The sequence below is a fragment of the Klebsiella sp. CN_Kp091 genome, assembly GCF_040065095.1.
GTDB lineage: Bacteria > Pseudomonadota > Gammaproteobacteria > Enterobacterales > Enterobacteriaceae > Klebsiella > Klebsiella aerogenes.
In genome coordinates this window covers 80531-98856 of record NZ_JBEAIO010000044.1, presented here as the reverse complement: position 1 = coordinate 98856, position 18326 = coordinate 80531, and the positions used below count along the sequence as shown (strand labels likewise).

The window sequence follows — 18326 nt, the reverse complement described above, 5'->3', positions numbered from 1 at the left end:
TGGCTACGTAGCTCAGCTGGTTAGAGCACATCACTCATAATGATGGGGTCACAGGTTCGAATCCCGTCGTAGCCACCATATTCAGGACTATCGGTTAACATCGGTAAATCCGTAAAAATTTGTTGGGGTATCGCCAAGCGGTAAGGCACCGGATTCTGATTCCGGCATTCCGAGGTTCGAATCCTCGTACCCCAGCCAAATTCAAAAGACGTTCCTCTGTGAACGCAGCCTGTTGGGGTATCGCCAAGCGGTAAGGCACCGGATTCTGATTCCGGCATTCCGAGGTTCGAATCCTCGTACCCCAGCCACTTATTCACAAAAAAGCTCACTTCGGTGAGCTTTTTTGCTTTCTGCGGATAGTCACATTGCCGATGTAGGTACTGCAAAACCTCAGTCTGCAGCCCCCATCGGCAAAAGCCCCTTTACAACCCTAATGCATACTTCAATGCCTGGCGCTTTAATACTCCAGCACGTTCGGCTGCCATCAAGCCAATATTACGCAACACGCGTACCGGCGCTAAATCGTTGCTGAAGCCCGCATAGAACAGATCCATGCCGGATTGCATAATAAAGTTATCCGCCCGACGCCGCGCCTGATAGCGCTTCAGCACCGGCAAGCTGGACCAGGCTTCCCCGCGCTCGCGGGCTTCCGCCAAAATATCCAGCAGCGCGTCAACGTCGCGATAGCCAAGGTTAACCCCCTGCCCCGCCAGCGGATGAATGGTATGCGCCGCGTCCCCCACCAGCGCCAGTCCCGGTTGCACGTACTGCAATGCATGACGGCGGGTTAACGGGAAGGCGCCGGCGCTCATCGGCGTCACGCCGCCCAGACGTTTCGGAAAATGCGCGCTGATTTCCTGCTGCAGTTGGGACATCGACATCCCCTGCAGCTGGCGGATGCGCGCCGGGGTGTCGTACCACACCAGCGACGCCCAGTTATCGAATAGCGGCAGGAAGGCGCGTGGCCCGCTGGGGGTAAACTGTTGCCAGGTGCTATCACCGGGATCGTCGGCGCACTGCACGCTAATTAACATACAGGATTGTTGATATTGCCACGCCTGAACGCCGATGCCGGCCAGTTCGCGCACCTGAGAATTCGCGCCGTCTGCGCCGATCGCCAGTTGCGTCGTGCAAACGCTCTCATCGCTCAGGCGCAGCGAAACGCCCTGCGGCTCACGATTAAGCTCGCTTAACGTCACGCCAACCCGCAAGGTCACCTGCGGATGGGCTTCGAGCGCCTGCCATAGCGCCAGCTGTAGCACGTTATTTTCCACCATATAGCCAAGCTCAGGCAGCTTCAGTTCGGCGGCATTAAAGTCAACGTGCGCGCTTTCCCACTCCCAGGTTTCAAGACGACGATAAGCATGCGCGCGCATAGCGCGTACCGCTTCCCAGACGCCGAGGCTTTTGAGCAAGCCGACCGACGACGCGCTGATCGCCGAAATACGCACATCCGGCGCCGCAGCGGCATCAAAGGCCGGAGGCGCGTGTTTTTCTATCACCGTCACCGAAAACCCGTGTTGCGCCAGCCCCAGCGCCAGCGCGCCGCCGACCATTCCGCCGCCGACAATGGCGATATCTGTTGCATGAATTGTCATGGCATTTATCCTTAAAGCTGATTTCCTTAAGTTTACCGGATTTTTTGCGCCTTGCGGGGGATCGTGGTCGCACTGGTCAGGTGGCAACCAAAGCATTACAATGCGTACCCTGCAAACGAATTCTAATTCTTAACTTATACCCGTCTTTATAATTGAGCATGAGCAAGTCGATGACAAAAAAACTCCATATTAAAACCTGGGGCTGTCAGATGAACGAATACGATTCATCCAAGATGGCCGATCTGCTGGATGCCACCCATGGGTATCAACTCACAGAAGTGGCCGAAGAAGCGGACGTGCTGCTGCTCAACACCTGCTCAATTCGCGAGAAGGCGCAGGAAAAAGTGTTCCATCAGCTTGGCCGCTGGAAACTGCTGAAAGAGAAAAAACCCGGCGTGATTATCGGCGTCGGCGGCTGTGTCGCCTCCCAGGAAGGCAAGCTGATTCGCCAGCGCGCCCATTACGTTGACATTATTTTTGGCCCGCAGACGCTGCACCGCCTGCCGGAGATGATCGACGCGGTGCGCAACAACCATAAACCGGTTATCGACGTGAGCTTCCCGGAAATCGAAAAATTCGATCGCCTGCCGGAACCGCGCGCCGAGGGGCCGACCGCCTTCGTTTCCATCATGGAAGGCTGCAACAAATACTGCACTTACTGCGTGGTGCCCTATACCCGCGGTGAAGAAGTAAGCCGCCCGTGCGACGATATTCTGTTTGAAATCGCCCAACTGGCGGCGCAAGGGGTGCGTGAAGTCAACCTGCTCGGGCAGAACGTGAACGCCTGGCGCGGCGAAAACTACGACGGCACGACCGGCAACTTTGCCGATCTGCTGCGTCTGGTCGCCGCCATCGACGGTATCGACCGTATTCGCTTCACCACCAGCCACCCGATTGAGTTTACTGACGATATCATCGAGGTCTATCGCGATACCCCTGAGCTGGTGAGCTTCCTGCATTTGCCGGTGCAGGCCGGTTCCGATCGCGTGCTGAACCTGATGGGCCGTACCCACACCGTGCTGGAATATAAAGCGATTATCCGCAAGCTGCGCGAAGCGCGCCCGGATATTCAGATTAGCTCCGACTTTATCGTCGGCTTCCCGGGCGAAACGACGGAAGACTTCGAAAAAACCATGAAGCTGATTGCCGAGGTTAACTTTGACGTCAGCTACAGCTTTATCTTCTCTGCCCGCCCGGGCACCCCGGCGGCGGATATGGTCGACGATGTCTCTGAAGCCGATAAAAAACAGCGCCTGTACATTCTGCAGGAGCGTATTAATCAACAGGCGATGGCGTGGAGCCGCCGCATGCTCGGCACCACCCAGCGTATTCTGGTAGAAGGCACGTCGCGTAAGAGCCTGATGGAGCTCTCCGGGCGCACCGAGAACAACCGCGTGGTGAACTTCGAAGGTACGCCGGATATGGTCGGTAAATTCGTCGACGTGGAAATCGTCGATGTCTACACTAACTCACTGCGCGGCAAAATTGTCCGCACCGAAGACGAGATGGGGCTGCGCGTCGTGGAATCGCCGGAATCGGTCATTGCGCGTACGCGTAAAGAAAACGATCTGGGCGTCGGCATCTACCAGCCGTAATCCCCGCAGGCCTGTCGGTTCCGACAGGCCTTGTATTTCCCCTCCTCGCCCCTATATCTACAGCAATGCTTGCGCCATATTCCCGTGACGTGAATAATTTCCTTATTGGCCGGATGACGAACGCCCTCCGGCAACACGCGTAATAAGAGGAACAGTTTGAACATAGAAACCCGTGAAATTACCCTGGAGCCAGCGGACAACGCCCGCCTGTTAGGGCTGTGCGGCCCGTTTGACGACAACATCAAACAGCTGGAGCGCCGGTTGGGTATTGAGATCAACCGCCGCGACAATCATTTTAAACTGACCGGCCGCGCCATCTGCGTGCACGCCGCGGCAGATATTCTGACAAGCCTGTATGTTGATACCGCGCCAATGCGCGGCCAGATTCAGGATATTGAACCGGAACAAATCCACCTGGCTATTAAAGAAGCCCGGGTGCTCGAGCAAAGCGCCGAGAGCGTGCCGGAATACGGCAAGGCCATCAATATCAAAACCAAACGCGGGGTCATCAAACCGCGTACGCCAAACCAGGCGCAGTACATCGCCAATATCCTCGACCACGACATTACCTTTGGCGTCGGGCCTGCGGGTACCGGTAAAACCTACCTCGCGGTTGCCGCGGCGGTAGATGCCCTGGAGCGCCAGGAAATTCGCCGTATTCTGCTGACCCGTCCGGCGGTCGAAGCAGGCGAGAAGCTCGGCTTCCTGCCGGGCGACTTAAGCCAGAAGGTTGACCCGTATTTGCGCCCGCTGTACGACGCGCTGTTCGAGATGCTCGGCTTTGAGAAAGTCGAGAAGCTGATTGAGCGTAACGTCATTGAAGTCGCGCCGCTGGCCTACATGCGCGGGCGTACGCTGAATGACGCCTTTATCATTCTCGATGAAAGCCAGAACACCACCATCGAGCAGATGAAGATGTTCCTGACCCGTATCGGCTTTAACTCGAAAGCGGTTATCACCGGCGACGTTACCCAGATTGACCTACCGCGCAATACCAAATCAGGTCTGCGCCACGCCGTCGAAGTGCTGGCGGAAGTCGATGAAATCAGCTTCAACTTCTTCCACAGCGAAGACGTGGTGCGCCATCCGGTGGTCGCCCGCATCGTCAATGCCTATGAGGCATGGGAAGAAGCCGAACAAAAACGTAAAGCAGAACTGGCCGCCGAGCGCAAACGCGAAGCCCAGGAACAGGAGCAAAAATGAGTCAGGTGATTCTCGATTTACAGCTGGCCTGCGAAGACACCGGCGGACTACCGGACGAAGCCCTCTTTCAACGCTGGGTGGATGCCGTCATCCCGCAGTTCCAGGAAGAGTCAGAGTTAACGATTCGCCTGGTCGATGTCGCCGAAAGCCACGAGCTGAACCTGACCTATCGCGGCAAGGATAAGCCGACTAACGTCCTCTCCTTCCCCTTCGAAGCCCCGCCGGGCATCGAGATGCCGCTGCTCGGCGATCTGATCATCTGCCGCCAGGTGGTTGAACAGGAAGCCAAAGAGCAGGAAAAACCGCTGGAGGCCCACTGGGCGCACATGGTCGTGCACGGTAGCCTGCACCTGCTGGGCTACGATCATATCGAAGACGACGAAGCGGAAGAAATGGAAGGCCTCGAAACAGAGATAATGCTTGCTCTGGGCTATGAGGATCCGTACATTGCCGAGAAGATTGCTGAATAGTAACTTGCCGGATGACGGCGCGAGCGCCTTATCCGGCCTACATTCATGCGTATCCCAAGCCTGATAAGCGTAGCGCCATCAGGCGAAACATGCCGTACGACGCTGAGTTTACGCGCGACGAGCGACAATTAAATCAACACGAGAACCCATACGACGCCATGAGCGACGACAATTCACACAGTAGTGACACAGTAAACAGCAAAAAGGGATTTTTCTCCCTCTTACTCAGCCAACTTTTCCACGGTGAACCGAAAAACCGTGATGAATTATTGGCGCTGATCCGTGACTCCGGGCAGAACGAGCTTATCGATGAAGATACGCGCGACATGCTCGAAGGGGTAATGGATATCGCCGACCAGCGCGTCCGCGATATTATGATCCCGCGTTCGCAAATGATTACCCTGAAACGCAACCAGACGCTGGACGAGTGCCTCGATGTGATCATCGAATCCGCCCACTCGCGTTTCCCGGTCATTAGCGAAGATAAAGATCACATTGAAGGGATTCTGATGGCTAAGGATCTGCTGCCGTTTATGCGCAGCGACGCCGAAGCTTTCAGCATGGAAAAAGTGTTACGCCCGGCGGTTGTCGTGCCTGAAAGCAAGCGGGTTGACCGCATGCTGAAAGAGTTCCGCTCGCAACGTTATCATATGGCGATCGTCATCGACGAGTTCGGCGGCGTCTCTGGCCTGGTGACTATCGAAGATATTCTCGAACTTATCGTCGGCGAAATCGAAGACGAATATGACGAAGAGGAAGATATCGATTTTCGCCAGCTAAGCCGTCATACCTGGACGGTACGCGCGCTGGCATCGATTGAAGACTTCAATAAAGCCTACGGTACCCACTTCAGCGATGAAGAGGTCGATACCATCGGCGGACTGGTGATGCAGGCCTTTGGTCATCTCCCGGCCCGCGGCGAGTCGATTGACATTGATGGTTACCAATTCAAGGTCGCAATGGCTGACAGCAGACGTATCATTCAGGTCCATGTAAAGCTTCCTGATGATGCGCCGCAGCCGAAGCTGGAAGACTAATTTAACGGGACGATTAACCTAAATGGTATTTGCCTCTTTACTTGAACGCCAGCGCGTACGTCTGCTGCTGGCGCTGTTATTCGGAGCCAGCGGAACGCTGGCTTTTTCACCTTACGACTTCTGGCCGGCGGCAATTGTCTCGCTGTTTGGCCTGCAGGCGCTCACTCTCAACCGTCGCCCGCTACAGAGCGCCTGGATTGGCTACTTCTGGGGGCTGGGGCTATTCGGTACCGGCATCAATTGGGTTTACGTTAGCATCGCGCAGTTCGGCGGCATGCCGGGCCCGGTTAACGTTTTCCTCGTTGCCTTGCTGGCGGCCTATTTATCGCTGTACACCGGTCTGTTCGCCGGGATCCTCGCGCGGCTGTGGCCGAAAACCAACTGGATCCGTCTGGCCATCGCCGCGCCTGTCATCTGGCAAATTACCGAATTTCTCCGCGGCTGGGTGCTGACCGGTTTCCCGTGGCTGCAGTTCGGCTATAGCCAGATTGACGGCCCGCTGAAGGGGCTGGCGCCGGTGATGGGCGTTGAGGCGATAAACTTTCTGTTGATGATGGTCAGCGGCCTGCTGGCGCTGGCAGTCGTACAGCGTCACTGGAAACCGCTGCTGGTGGCGATGGTGCTGTTTGCCCTGCCCTTCCCGCTGCGTTATATCCAGTGGTATCAACTGCTGCCTGAACGGGCGACGGAAGTCTCTTTGGTGCAGGGCGATATTCCGCAGGCGATGAAATGGGATGAAAACCAGCTGGTAAACACCCTGAAAACCTATCTCGATCTCACCCAGCCGCATATGGGTAAATCGCAGCTGATTATCTGGCCGGAGTCGGCGATTCCGGATCTGGAAATCAATCAGCAGCATTTCCTTAGCATGGTTGATGACCTGATGCGGGCAAAAAATAGCTCGTTGATTACCGGTATTGTCGATGCGCGGCTCAATAAACAAAACCGCTACGATACCTACAACACCATCATCACGCTGGGTAAAGATAACCCGTACAGCTACGACTCGAGCAATCGCTATAACAAAAACCATCTGGTGCCGTTCGGCGAATTCGTACCGCTGGAGTCGATTTTACGCCCGCTGGCGCCATTCTTCGATTTGCCGATGTCCTCGTTCAGCCGCGGCCCTTACGTGCAGCCGCAGCTGGTGGCGCATAACCTGAAGCTTACGGCGGCAATTTGCTACGAAATTATTCTCGGCGAACAGGTCCGAGATAATTTCCGCCCGGATACCGATTATCTGCTGACCATCTCCAACGATGCGTGGTTTGGTAAGTCAATTGGCCCATGGCAGCACTTCCAGATGGCGCGGATGCGCGCGCTGGAGCTGGCGCGCCCGCTGCTGCGCAGCACCAACAACGGTATTACCGCCGTTATTGGCCCTCGAGGTGAAATTCAGGACATGATCCCGCAGTTTACCCGCGCGGTGTTGACCACTAAGGTCACGCCAACCACCGGCCTGACGCCGTATGCCCGTACCGGCAATTGGCCATTGTGGGCGTTAACCGCCCTCTTTGGCTTTGCCGCGCTGGTGATGAGCCTGCGCCAGCGTCGACGCTAATCTTTTCCGCCGGGCAGCCGCCCGGCCTGCTCCCGGCGGCATTCGTCGCCGGCGGGTCTTCCCCGCTTTACGCTCTCCAGCGCCAATCTGGCACGTCCATTGCTTAATTTCATCCCTGTAGGCGATTTTGACCGCGGTTGTACCGGGGTTGCACCGAAAGCGTTCGCACTTCGCGCCAGGTTGGTGCAACAACCCATTTTTGCCCACAAATGGTGCGGAGCACTTCGCAAAAATAAACAATAAAGCATCAAAATCTTTACATTAAGCCAAACTAAATGCTAACAAGCTCATACAAATACTGCACTTTAAGATTGCAGACGATTCCCGAAAGCGCCGCCTTACCGCAGTGCCGGCAGGAATAACAACACATACACACAATCACAATGGGTATCACTAGCGTCCCTGGCGTTAAGGATAAGGAGTTGGATATGCAATTACGTAAACTGGCCGCCGCAATGCTGGTCATGGGAGTGACCGCCGGTCTGGCGCACGCTGAAGATGCCGCCCCGGCCGCAGGTCAGAGCACGCTGGATAAAATCGCTAAAAACGGGGTGATCGTCGTCGGCCACCGCGAATCGTCAGTACCATTCTCCTATTACGATAACCAACAAAAAGTGGTGGGTTACTCTCAGGATTACTCCAACGCTATCGTTGAAGCCATCAAGAAAAAGCTGAACAAACCCGACCTGCAGGTGAAACTGATTCCAGTCACCTCGCAGAACCGCATCCCGCTGCTGCAGAACGGCACTTATGATTTCGAGTGTGGTTCCACCACCAACAACCTTGAGCGTCAGAAGCAGGCCGCCTTCTCCGATACCATTTTCGTCGTCGGCACTCGTCTACTGGTGAAAAAAGGTGGCCCGATTAAAGACTTCCCGGATCTGAAAGACAAAGCGGTGGTCGTTACTTCCGGTACCACCTCGGAAGTGCTGCTGCATAAGCTGAACGACGAGAAGAAAATGAACATGCGCATCATCAGCGCGAAAGATCACGGCGACTCCTTCCGCACTCTGGAAAGCGGCCGTGCGGTAGCCTTTATGATGGACGATGCCCTGCTGGCCGGCGAGCGCGCAAAAGCGAAGAAACCGGATAACTGGGAAATCGTCGGTACGCCGCAGTCAAAAGAGGCTTATGGCTGCATGCTGCGTAAAGATGACGCATCGTTCAAAACGCTGGTCGATGACACCGTCGCCCAGGCGCAGACCTCCGGCGAAGCGGCAAAATGGTTCGACACGTGGTTCAAGAACCCGATTCCGCCGAAAAATCTGAACCTGAACTTCGAACTGTCAGAAGACATGAAGGCGCTGTTCAAATCACCGAATGACAAAGCTCTTAACTAATTAAAAAAACAGGGGCTCGACTAAGTAGCCCTCCCGATTGTTGCCTTCGCACGGACAGACTATACGGTGGCTGGTCGTTCCCCAGCCGCCGCGAATACCGAAACAAGCAGGGCAACAATCTTCGAGGGTAGCGCTGCTACCCTTTTTTTTCTGGAGTTTATTTATGTCAATAGACTGGAACTGGGGAATATTCCTGCAACCCGCCCCGTTCGGCAACACGACTTACTTAGGCTGGTTATGGAGCGGCTTTCAGGTTACCGTCGCGCTGTCGATTAGCGCCTGGATTATCGCTTTCCTTGTCGGCTCGCTGTTCGGTATTCTGCGTACCGTCCCTAACCGCTGGTTAGCTGGGATCGGCACCTGCTACGTCGAGCTGTTTCGCAACGTTCCACTGATCGTACAGTTTTTCACCTGGTACCTTGTTATTCCGGAATTTCTGCCGGAAAACATCGGCATGTGGTTTAAGTCAGAGCTGGATCCCAATATCCAGTTCTTTGTCTCCTCAATGCTGTGCCTCGGGCTGTTTACCGCTGCCCGCGTCTGCGAACAGGTTCGCGCCGCGATACAGTCTCTGCCGCGCGGGCAAAAAAATGCCGGCCTGGCGATGGGGCTGACCCTGCCGCAAACCTATCGCTACGTGCTGCTGCCGAACGCCTATCGCGTTATCGTGCCGCCGATGACCTCGGAAATGATGAACCTGGTAAAAAACTCGGCCATCGCTTCTACCATCGGCCTGGCGGATATGGCGGCGCAGGCCGGCAAGCTGCTGGATTACTCTGCCCACGCCTGGGAATCCTTTACCGCGATCACCCTCGCCTATGTCTTCATCAACGCCGTCATTATGCTGGTGATGTACGTGGTTGAACGTAAAGTTCGTCTGCCGGGCAATATGGGAGGCAAATAATGTACGATTTTGACTGGAGTTCAATTGTCCCTTCCATGCCCTACCTGCTGGCAGGATTGGTCATTACGCTGAAAATCACCGTCACGGCGATTATATTCGGTATCGTCTGGGGTACGATTCTGGCGGTGATGCGCCTGTCGAGCTTCCTGCCGCTGGCGTGGTTCGCCAAGACCTACGTTAACGTTTTCCGCTCGATTCCGCTGGTGATGGTGCTGCTGTGGTTCTATCTGATTGTTCCCGGCTTCCTGCAAAACGTGCTGGGTCTGTCGCCGAAAACCGATATTCGCCTGATTTCGGCGATGGTGGCATTTTCAATGTTTGAAGCGGCCTACTATTCGGAAATTATTCGCGCCGGGATCCAGAGTATTTCCCGCGGTCAGTCGAGCGCCGCGCTGGCGCTGGGGATGACCCACTGGCAATCGATGAAGCTGGTGATTCTGCCACAGGCCTTCCGCGCAATGGTCCCGCTGCTGTTAACCCAGGGTATCGTCCTGTTTCAGGATACCTCGCTGGTGTATGTCCTGAGCCTGGCCGATTTCTTCCGTACCGCTTCCACTATCGGCGAACGCGACGGAACCCAGGTGGAAATGATCCTGTTCGCAGGCGCCGTTTATTTTGTATTTAGTCTCAGCGCATCGCTGTTGGTCAGCTGGTTGAAGAAAAGGACTGTGTAATGATTACCCTGAAAAATATTTCGAAATGGTATGGTCACTTTCAGGTGCTGACCGATTGCTCCACCGAAGTGAAAAAAGGCGAAGTGGTGGTAGTTTGCGGGCCGTCTGGCTCCGGTAAATCGACGCTGATTAAAACCGTTAACGGCCTTGAGCCGGTGCAGCAAGGCGAAATTATCGTTGATGGCACTCAGGTTAACGACAAGAAAACCAATCTTGCTAAACTTCGTTCCCGCGTCGGTATGGTATTCCAGCACTTTGAACTGTTCCCGCACCTGTCGATCATCGACAACCTGACGCTGGCGCAGATTAAGGTTCTCAATCGCGATAAAGAATCTTCGCGTAAAAAGGGACTTAAGCTGCTGGAACGCGTGGGTCTGGCGGCGCATGCGGAAAAATATCCGGCGCAGCTCTCCGGCGGCCAGCAGCAGCGTGTCGCGATCGCCCGCGCGCTGTGCATGGATCCGATTGCGATGCTGTTCGATGAGCCGACTTCAGCGCTTGACCCGGAGATGATCAACGAAGTGCTGGATGTCATGGTTGAGTTGGCTAACGAAGGTATGACTATGATGGTGGTGACGCACGAAATGGGCTTTGCCCGTAAAGTAGCCAACCGGGTCATCTTTATGGATGAAGGTAAAATTGTCGAAGATGTCGATAAAGAAGCCTTCTTTGCCAACCCACAATCAGAACGCGCTAAAGATTTCCTTGCCAAAATCCTGCACTAATTTCCCAGCGCGCACGTCATGTGCGCGCTTTCTTCCCCTGCGGTATTTGCATACATATATTAGTGGTTTATTTTAAGCTTCCTTCTATCAGGCAAATAAATAATTCAACCTCCTCGCCTAATAATTCACATTCTAAATTAGTTTAATTCATATAAAATTCAGTTTCCTTCGCATGGCTAAGCGTTACCGCCACCGCTAACATACCCCCCTTTAAAAACGACCTCAGGAAATACGTCTCTACATAACATTATCAACAATAAAAATAATATTTTTATAGATGACCCTATGGGCTTAATTACGCCACGCCTTGAGCGCGCTTAAACAACGGCATACACACTCAATGAAACAAATGGATCTTGCTTCATGTTTAATAAACACAATCTGCTTCACGCTCTACTAATTTTATTATTATGCCAGCATCAGGCTATTGCCAACACCATTGCCTCGGCCACAACGAATCAAAACGAGCAGGATAAAGCGCGTCAGGCGGCGCTGACGCCACAGCATCAGGCCGCCCAGGCTTCACAAATTAATACCGACCGGCAAACGCTCACCTTTCCGGAGGAAGAAAACTGCAGGCTCATCAATAATATTTATATCGATTCTGCCGAGCCGAAGCTTACTCATCAGCTTCTGGACAACCTTACAGCTCAGGCTCTGCATCGTTGTCTGGGGATTAACGGCATTCAGCATCTCGCCATGGCATTACAAAATGAGTTAATCGCCCGGGGTTATATCACTTCATTGGTGACCATCCCGGAACAATCATTGGCGGAAGGGACATTAAGGCTCGAGCTGGCTTATGGCAAAATCGGTGAAATACTCTGGTCAACCGCAAGTGAGCAAACCACCAGCATCTGGAACAATATCCCCGCCAGCAAGGGAGATATTCTGCGCCTCTCCGATCTCGAACAGGGGATGGAAAACCTGCGTCGCCTGCCGGGAAGCTCAGCGAATATGCAAATATTGCCGGGACAGCGAGAGGCGGAAAGCAATCTGCAGCTTACGCGGCGTCTGGATAAAAAGTGGCAGGTCGGCGCCTGGATGGATGATGCCGGCAGCCGCGCCAGCGGCCGCTATCAGGCCGGCGGCGCGCTCTATCTTTATGATATCACCACGCTCAACGATATATTCTATGTCTCCGGCGGCGGCGATATTGAATTTAATCAGCATAATGACGGCAACCAGAATGGGAGTCTGTATTACTCGATCCCCTTCGGTTACTGGGCATTAAGTCTTTACGGTTCGCAGAGTCAATATAGGCAATTGTTCAAAGGCGCCTGGTCGCAAACGGACTATAAAAGTAAAAACCGCTACTACAGCGCGACGCTGTCGCGGCTCCTGTCACATACTCGTCAACAGCAAACGTCGCTGGATTTACGCATCGCCAAAAGCTCATCACATTACTACTTTGGCGGAGAGGAACTCGGGGTGATGCGCAAACAGAACCCGACATGGGAGCTGACGCTCCGCCAGCAACGCTACTTCGATAAAAAAGTCGTCGCCGCCAGCCTGGGGCTGCAACGCCGCCTTCCATGGCTAAGCTCCGTCGCCACGCCCGAAGAAAAAGCGGGCCTGTTCAGTAAGCGTTCACGTGTCGTACATGCCGATTTACAGGCTTTGATGAAATTCGATGTAACCGGCGATAAATTTAGTTACGCACCGCATGTTAATGCGCAATATAGCCCGGACATCCTCTCTTCGGACAACCAATTTAATATTGGCAACCGCTGGACGGTCCGTGGATTTGATGGCGAATATACTCTCTCCGGCAATCAGGGCTGGTACTGGAGTAATGATTTCATCTGGGATATCGCCGGCCCGGAACAGCAATTTTATTTAGGATTAGATATTGGTCGTATTATTGGCAGTGAACAATATCGGCAAGGAAAAGTTATTTCAGGTGCGGTTAGCGGATTACGTGGCAAGCTATTGTTCACACAATATGATCTTTTTATCGGCACGCCGCTAAGTAAACCGGATAACTTTCAGAGCGACTCACTTAATCTGGGCTTCGCATTGAAATGGAAGTATTAAAACCCACGTATTATCAATCATATTTAAAGGAATAAATTCATGTTTAAGTTTAAATTAACCTATGTTGCGTTAGCAGCGGCGTTAAGTTCTACGATAGCGTACGCCGACCCAACGACTTACACCCATCTGTCAGGAGCAACGGTTGTAGATATTGAAGCCCCTAACGCCGCCGGCGTCTCGCACAATCTGTATCGCGAATTTAACGTAGGTAGCAATGGATTAATACTCAACAACAGCGACAGCGATATCAATCACGCGACTTTTGGCAATATTGCTAAAAACAATAATCTGACCAACGGCGGCGCATCGGTGATCCTCAATGAAGTCACCTCAAATAAAGCCAGTTCCCTGAATGGTTTTATTGAGGTCGCCGGACTAAAAGCCGATGTCGTGATTGCCAACCCCAATGGCATTACCTGCTCTGGTTGTAGTTTCGTTAATACCAACAAGGCGGTATTAACCACAGGCCAGGTCAATATGACCGATGAAGGCGCTATCGGCAGCTATACCATCACCGATGGCAAAATTACTATTGGCGAGAAGGGCATGGATGCCACCACCAGCTATGCCGCATTGCTGGCTGATGCCGTCGCCATCAATGGCATGGTCAACGCAGGTAACGCCACGGTCGGCGGCGGTAACTTCACCTTCGACAACAGCACGGGCGCCATGACTAGCGCAGGTAAAAGCGCTACCGTCCTGCAAATGATAAGTCCGGTATACAGCATTGATATCAGTAGCCTGGGCGGCATTAAAGCCAACAGTATCAGTATGGTCGGCAACAATTTGGGCTTTGGCGTACGTAACAAAGGGTCAATCACCGCCAACTCGACGCTTTCTATCACCAACAATGGATTACTGACCAACGATGGCTCCATCGCCAGCAATGGTTACCTTACCAGCATCGCCGCTTCCGGGAATTTCACGAATAACGGTACGCTGGCGACCAAGAATATGACCATGATTACAACCTATGGCGCTCTCAACAACGGCAGCAAGGGCACGATTAGTTCGACAAAGCAGCTGGTGCTCAATGCCAGCGGCAATATCCAGAACAGCGGAACGATTAGCGCGACGTCCAGTCTGGTGGCCGCCAGCAACGGGGCGATAACCAACAATGCCGGCGCGAAAATCACCTCGGATGCGCAGATTACCGCTACCTCGCTAGGTAATTTCACCAATGCCGGTACGATTAACGGTAACAACGTCGCGCTGAATTTTATTGGTACTAATTTTAAAAATACCGGAACCATCGCCGCGACCAGTAATGTCGCCGTGAAATCGTTAAATCAGGACAGCACCCTCAACACCGGTGAGATTTACAACTTAGGCAGTATTAGCGGCGCAAATATCGATATGCAAACCGACGGTACGTTGGCGCAGAGCACTGACGGCAAAATGACAGCGACAGACGCTTTTACCGCCCATAGCTATTGGTTGAATAATAATGGCGCGATAAAGGCGGCGACTATCACTACCGATCATGGTCCGGTCAACAATACGGGCTCCATAAAAGGTGACTCCATTTCAATCACATCCAGATTTGATATCGTAAATGAAGGCACCATCTTCAGCACCGGCGATCTGCTGCTGGATACGCAGAATAAAGCGAATATTTACAACTATTCTTTACTGCAGGCGAACGGCACCTTAACCATGACGGCTAAAAAGGTAGTTAACGGCGGTCGCGGCTGCGGCTGGTTAAAATTGAGTACCTGCGACGTCGGCACTATCTATGCCGACAAGATGATCCTCAACTCCTCATACAAATACGCCAGCGAGATGGGCGGATATCAATACTTTAAGATTGCGGAAATCAATACCGTTCTGTAATGACTCAGCGATGCGCAGCGCAATGCGCATCGCTGCTTTAGCGTTTACGGTTCAAATGGCCGCCGCTGGAACTGGTCATGCCCGCATTTCGGGCAGCGCGGTAGCACATCCGGGGTGTATACCGCCAGATGGTAGTGGCACTTTTCGCACACCAGGTTGCCAAGGCCCACCACTTCCCCGCTGTGATAGACGCCATGGTGGTTCAAATCCTGGAATACCTCGCGCCATTCAAGCTGCGTTTTATCCGTAATATCAGCAAGCTCCTGCCACAGGCTCTCTTTGATCACCCGCATAAAGACGCTGTCGCTATCATCTTCATGGCTCTCTTCGTAGCTGCGGGCGAACTCTTCTAAATCGCGCTTTACCGCCGCGATCAGTGATTCAACCTCGCTCTGCGTCAGATCGCCGGCCTGGACTATCTTCTCCCTCGCCTGCTTCACCAGCGCGTCAATGTCACGCTCTCCATTGCGCAGCCGTTCACTGAGCGAGGAGACCAGTTCCCGGTAATATTGAGCAACCTTGTTCATCATTTCGCCTCCGGTGTGATTAACTGCTTCTAATAATAGACGTTATCAGCGGTTTGCATTGCCAGCCGCGCCACAGAGTCGCGAAAAATTCTACGCCGCTTTTGCCGATGTTAATGTGCGAAAGGCTGTTTTGACGTGGACGTTTGGGCTATGCTATGCCGATCTGAAACAACACATCCATTGGCTACATTTTGTAGCTGTATTGAAAACAGGACCACTGGCTGCCATGCAAGAGCAATACCGCCCGGAAGAGATAGAATCGAAAGTCCAGCTTCACTGGGACGAAAATCGTACATTTGAAGTAACTGAAGACGAGAGCAAAGAGAAGTATTACTGCCTGTCGATGCTTCCTTATCCTTCTGGTCGACTACACATGGGTCACGTGCGTAACTACACCATCGGCGACGTCATCGCGCGCTATCAGCGCATGCTGGGCAAAAACGTCCTGCAGCCGATCGGATGGGATGCGTTTGGTCTGCCTGCGGAAGGCGCAGCGGTGAAAAACAACACCGCGCCGGCCCCGTGGACTTACGACAACATCGCTTACATGAAAAACCAGCTGAAAAAGCTGGGCTTCGGCTATGACTGGAGCCGTGAAATTGCGACCTGCACCCCGGAATACTACCGCTGGGAGCAAAAATTCTTCACCGAGCTGTATAAAAAAGGCCTGGTATACAAGAAAACCTCCGCGGTCAACTGGTGCCCGAACGATCAGACCGTGCTGGCTAACGAACAGGTTATCGACGGCTGCTGCTGGCGCTGCGACACCAAAGTTGAGCGCAAAGAGATCCCGCAGTGGTTTATTAAAATCACCGCCTACGCCGACGAACTTCTCAACGATCTGGATAATCTGGATCACTGGCCTGACACCGTTAAGACCATGCAGCGCAACTGGATCGGCCGCTCTGAAGGGGTAGAAATCTCCTTTGACGTCAACGACTACGCCGATAAGCTGACCGTCTACACCACCCGCCCGGATACCTTCATGGGCTGCACCTACCTGGCGGTCGCTGCCGGTCACCCGCTGGCGCAGCAGGCTGCGGCTAATAATCCGGCGCTGGCCGCCTTTATCGACGAATGCCGTAACACCAAAGTTGCCGAAGCTGACATGGCGACAATGGAGAAAAAAGGCGTCGACACCGGCTTTAAAGCTATTCACCCGCTGACCGGCGAAGCCATCCCGGTATGGGCGGCAAACTTCGTGCTGATGGAGTACGGCACCGGCGCGGTGATGGCCGTTCCGGGTCACGACCAGCGTGACTACGAGTTTGCCAGCAAATACGGCCTGAACATCAAGCCGGTAATCCTCGCCGCCGACGGTTCTGAACCGGATCTCTCAGAGCAGGCCCTGACCGAGAAAGGCGTGCTGTTCAACTCCGGCGAATTTAGCGGCCTGGATTACGAAGCGGGCTTCAACGCCATCGCCGACAAACTGGCCGCGATGGGCGTTGGCGAGCGCAAAGTGAATTACCGCCTGCGCGACTGGGGGGTTTCCCGCCAGCGTTACTGGGGCGCGCCAATTCCGATGGTGACCCTGGAAGACGGTACCGTGATGCCGACGCCGGAAGATCAGCTGCCGGTTATCCTGCCGGAAGACGTGGTTATGGACGGCATCACCAGCCCGATCAAAGCCGATCCTGAGTGGGCGAAAACCACCGTTAACGGCATGCCGGCGCTGCGTGAAACCGACACCTTTGACACCTTTATGGAGTCTTCCTGGTACTACGCTCGCTATACCTGCCCGCAGTACGATAAAGGCATGCTGGATCCGAATGCCGCGAACTACTGGCTGCCGGTGGATATCTATATCGGCGGTATCGAACACGCCATTATGCACCTGCTCTATTTCCGCTTCTTCCACAAGCTGATGCGCGATGCCGGTATGGTGAACTCCGATGAGCCAGCCAAACAGCTGCTGTGCCAGGGCATGGTACTGGCCGATGCGTTCTACTACGTCGGCGAAAACGGCGAGCGTAACTGGGTATCACCGATTGACGCCACCGTTGAGCGTGATGAAAAAGGCCGCATCGTCAAAGCCTTCGATCCGCAGGGTCGTGAGCTGGTTTACACCGGCATGAGCAAAATGTCCAAGTCGAAGAACAACGGTATCGACCCGCAGGTTATGGTTGAACGTTATGGCGCGGATACCGTACGTCTGTTCATGATGTTCGCGTCTCCGGCTGAAATGACCCTGGAGTGGCAGGAATCCGGCGTAGAGGGTGCAAACCGCTTCCTGAAACGCGTCTGGAAACTGGTTTACGAGCATACCTCTCAGGGTCCGGCTGTCGCCCTGGACGTGGCAAGCCTCAGCGAAGATCAGCAAGCGCTGCGTCGCGACGTGCACAAAACGATTGCCAAAGTGACCGATGACATCGGCCGTCGTCAGACCTTCAATACCGCCATTGCCGCGGTGATGGAGTTGATGAACAAACTGGCGAAAGCGCCGCAGGAAGGCGAACAGGATCGCGCGCTGATGCGTGAGGCTCTGCTGGCCGTGGTACGTATGCTCAACCCGTTCACCCCGCATGCCTGCTTCACCTTGTGGCAAGAACTGGGCGGCGAAGGCGATATCGATAATGCGCCGTGGCCGGTAGCGGACGAAAGTGCAATGGTTGAAAACACGACTCTGGTCGTCGTCCAGGTAAACGGTAAAGTTCGTGGTAAAATTACCGTTGCGGTAGATGCAACCGAAGAGCAGGTTCGTGAACGTGCAGGCCAGGAACATCTGGTCGCAAAATACCTTGAAGGCGTGACCGTACGTAAAGTGATTTACGTTCCGGGCAAACTGCTCAATCTGGTCGTTGGCTAAGCGCGGGAGGAAG

Annotated in this window: 14 protein-coding genes and 3 tRNA genes; 15 read left to right on the top strand and 2 right to left on the bottom strand. The window is 53.9% G+C overall.

Features of this window, described 5'->3' with window-relative positions:
* The first annotated feature begins 1 nt into the window (after position 1).
* From ABLV17_RS18860 to ABLV17_RS18850, 3 genes are all read left to right on the top strand, one after another.
* Positions 2-78: transfer RNA gene (locus tag ABLV17_RS18860), tRNA-Met, on the top strand.
* Positions 79-123: 45 nt separating this feature from the next.
* Positions 124-198, top strand: a tRNA-Gln gene (locus tag ABLV17_RS18855).
* A 35-nt stretch (positions 199-233) separates the two neighbouring features.
* Positions 234-308: transfer RNA gene (locus ABLV17_RS18850), tRNA-Gln, on the top strand.
* 114 nt (positions 309-422) lie between these two features.
* On the opposite strand, the gene ubiF is transcribed toward ABLV17_RS18850, so the two are convergent.
* Entirely contained in the window at positions 423-1598 is a 1176-nt protein-coding gene (gene ubiF, locus ABLV17_RS18845; protein ID WP_308957914.1) for a 3-demethoxyubiquinol 3-hydroxylase, read from the bottom strand.
* A gap of 170 nt (positions 1599-1768) precedes the next feature.
* Between ubiF and miaB the strand changes: the two genes are divergently transcribed.
* The 11 genes from miaB (at position 1769) to ABLV17_RS18790 (ending at position 14977) form a co-directional block, all read left to right on the top strand.
* Complete coding sequence (gene miaB, locus ABLV17_RS18840) at positions 1769-3193, top strand: tRNA (N6-isopentenyl adenosine(37)-C2)-methylthiotransferase MiaB (protein ID WP_045381508.1); 1425 nt, start codon at positions 1769-1771, stop codon at positions 3191-3193.
* A gap of 156 nt (positions 3194-3349) precedes the next feature.
* Positions 3350-4396: a PhoH family protein gene (locus ABLV17_RS18835; RefSeq protein ID WP_087860232.1), complete on the top strand. Its 1047-nt coding sequence runs from the start codon at positions 3350-3352 to the stop codon at positions 4394-4396.
* Positions 4393-4866 (top strand): rRNA maturation RNase YbeY, encoded by a 474-nt coding sequence (gene ybeY / locus ABLV17_RS18830; RefSeq protein ID WP_087860233.1) that lies wholly within the window; start codon positions 4393-4395, stop codon positions 4864-4866. The genes ABLV17_RS18835 and ybeY overlap by 4 nt, the downstream gene beginning before the upstream one ends.
* A gap of 158 nt (positions 4867-5024) precedes the next feature.
* Positions 5025-5903, top strand: a complete 879-nt coding sequence (gene corC / locus ABLV17_RS18825; RefSeq protein ID WP_015704743.1) for a CNNM family magnesium/cobalt transport protein CorC — start codon at positions 5025-5027, stop codon at positions 5901-5903.
* Positions 5904-5925: 22 nt separating this feature from the next.
* A complete protein-coding gene (gene lnt / locus ABLV17_RS18820; RefSeq protein ID WP_308957912.1) occupies positions 5926-7464 on the top strand; it encodes an apolipoprotein N-acyltransferase in 1539 nt (512 codons plus the stop codon).
* A gap of 428 nt (positions 7465-7892) precedes the next feature.
* Positions 7893-8804 (top strand): amino acid ABC transporter substrate-binding protein, encoded by a 912-nt coding sequence (locus ABLV17_RS18815; protein ID WP_087860235.1) that lies wholly within the window; start codon positions 7893-7895, stop codon positions 8802-8804.
* A 163-nt stretch (positions 8805-8967) separates the two neighbouring features.
* Positions 8968-9708, top strand: coding sequence for an amino acid ABC transporter permease (locus ABLV17_RS18810; protein WP_087860236.1), 741 nt, complete (start codon positions 8968-8970; stop codon positions 9706-9708).
* Positions 9708-10382, top strand: a complete 675-nt coding sequence (gene gltK / locus ABLV17_RS18805) for a glutamate/aspartate ABC transporter permease GltK (protein WP_045381494.1) — start codon at positions 9708-9710, stop codon at positions 10380-10382. Before ABLV17_RS18810 ends, gltK begins: the two co-directional genes overlap by 1 nt.
* Positions 10382-11107 carry an amino acid ABC transporter ATP-binding protein gene (locus ABLV17_RS18800; RefSeq protein ID WP_015367722.1) on the top strand — a complete coding sequence of 242 codons (726 nt, stop codon included), beginning with the start codon at positions 10382-10384 and terminating at the stop codon, positions 11105-11107. Before gltK ends, ABLV17_RS18800 begins: the two co-directional genes overlap by 1 nt.
* A 363-nt stretch (positions 11108-11470) precedes the next feature.
* On the top strand, positions 11471-13144 hold the full coding sequence (locus tag ABLV17_RS18795) for a ShlB/FhaC/HecB family hemolysin secretion/activation protein (RefSeq protein WP_213317392.1): 1674 nt from the start codon (positions 11471-11473) through the stop codon (positions 13142-13144).
* Between the two features lie 39 nt (positions 13145-13183).
* Positions 13184-14977: a filamentous hemagglutinin N-terminal domain-containing protein gene (locus ABLV17_RS18790; protein WP_213317391.1), complete on the top strand. Its 1794-nt coding sequence runs from the start codon at positions 13184-13186 to the stop codon at positions 14975-14977.
* Positions 14978-15021: 44 nt separating this feature from the next.
* Here ABLV17_RS18790 and ABLV17_RS18785 read toward each other — a convergent pair whose 3' ends face one another.
* Complete coding sequence (locus ABLV17_RS18785) at positions 15022-15504, bottom strand: zinc ribbon-containing protein (protein ID WP_087860422.1); 483 nt, start codon at positions 15502-15504, stop codon at positions 15022-15024.
* Positions 15505-15730: 226 nt separating this feature from the next.
* Here ABLV17_RS18785 and leuS point away from each other — a divergent pair, with 226 nt between their 5' ends.
* Positions 15731-18313 carry a leucine--tRNA ligase gene (gene leuS, locus ABLV17_RS18780; RefSeq protein ID WP_015704739.1) on the top strand — a complete coding sequence of 861 codons (2583 nt, stop codon included), beginning with the start codon at positions 15731-15733 and terminating at the stop codon, positions 18311-18313.
* Positions 18314-18326: the final 13 nt, after the last annotated feature.

Bases quoted from the DNA above. Each gene is read 5' to 3' on its own strand.
- gltK (WP_045381494.1), top strand. From the start codon at position 9,708: ATGTACGATTTTGACTGGAGTTCAATTGTCCCTTCCATGCCCTACCTG.
- ABLV17_RS18785 (WP_087860422.1), bottom strand. From the start codon at position 15,504: ATGAACAAGGTTGCTCAATATTACCGGGAACTGGTCTCCTCGCTCAGT.
- ybeY (WP_087860233.1), top strand. From the start codon at position 4,393: ATGAGTCAGGTGATTCTCGATTTACAGCTGGCCTGCGAAGACACCGGC.
- leuS (WP_015704739.1), top strand. From the start codon at position 15,731: ATGCAAGAGCAATACCGCCCGGAAGAGATAGAATCGAAAGTCCAGCTT.
- ABLV17_RS18815 (WP_087860235.1), top strand. From the start codon at position 7,893: ATGCAATTACGTAAACTGGCCGCCGCAATGCTGGTCATGGGAGTGACC.
- ABLV17_RS18810 (WP_087860236.1), top strand. From the start codon at position 8,968: ATGTCAATAGACTGGAACTGGGGAATATTCCTGCAACCCGCCCCGTTC.
- lnt (WP_308957912.1), top strand. From the start codon at position 5,926: ATGGTATTTGCCTCTTTACTTGAACGCCAGCGCGTACGTCTGCTGCTG.
- ABLV17_RS18790 (WP_213317391.1), top strand. From the start codon at position 13,184: ATGTTTAAGTTTAAATTAACCTATGTTGCGTTAGCAGCGGCGTTAAGT.
- ABLV17_RS18800 (WP_015367722.1), top strand. From the start codon at position 10,382: ATGATTACCCTGAAAAATATTTCGAAATGGTATGGTCACTTTCAGGTG.
- corC (WP_015704743.1), top strand. From the start codon at position 5,025: ATGAGCGACGACAATTCACACAGTAGTGACACAGTAAACAGCAAAAAG.
- ubiF (WP_308957914.1), bottom strand. From the start codon at position 1,598: ATGACAATTCATGCAACAGATATCGCCATTGTCGGCGGCGGAATGGTC.
- ABLV17_RS18795 (WP_213317392.1), top strand. From the start codon at position 11,471: ATGTTTAATAAACACAATCTGCTTCACGCTCTACTAATTTTATTATTA.
- miaB (WP_045381508.1), top strand. From the start codon at position 1,769: ATGACAAAAAAACTCCATATTAAAACCTGGGGCTGTCAGATGAACGAA.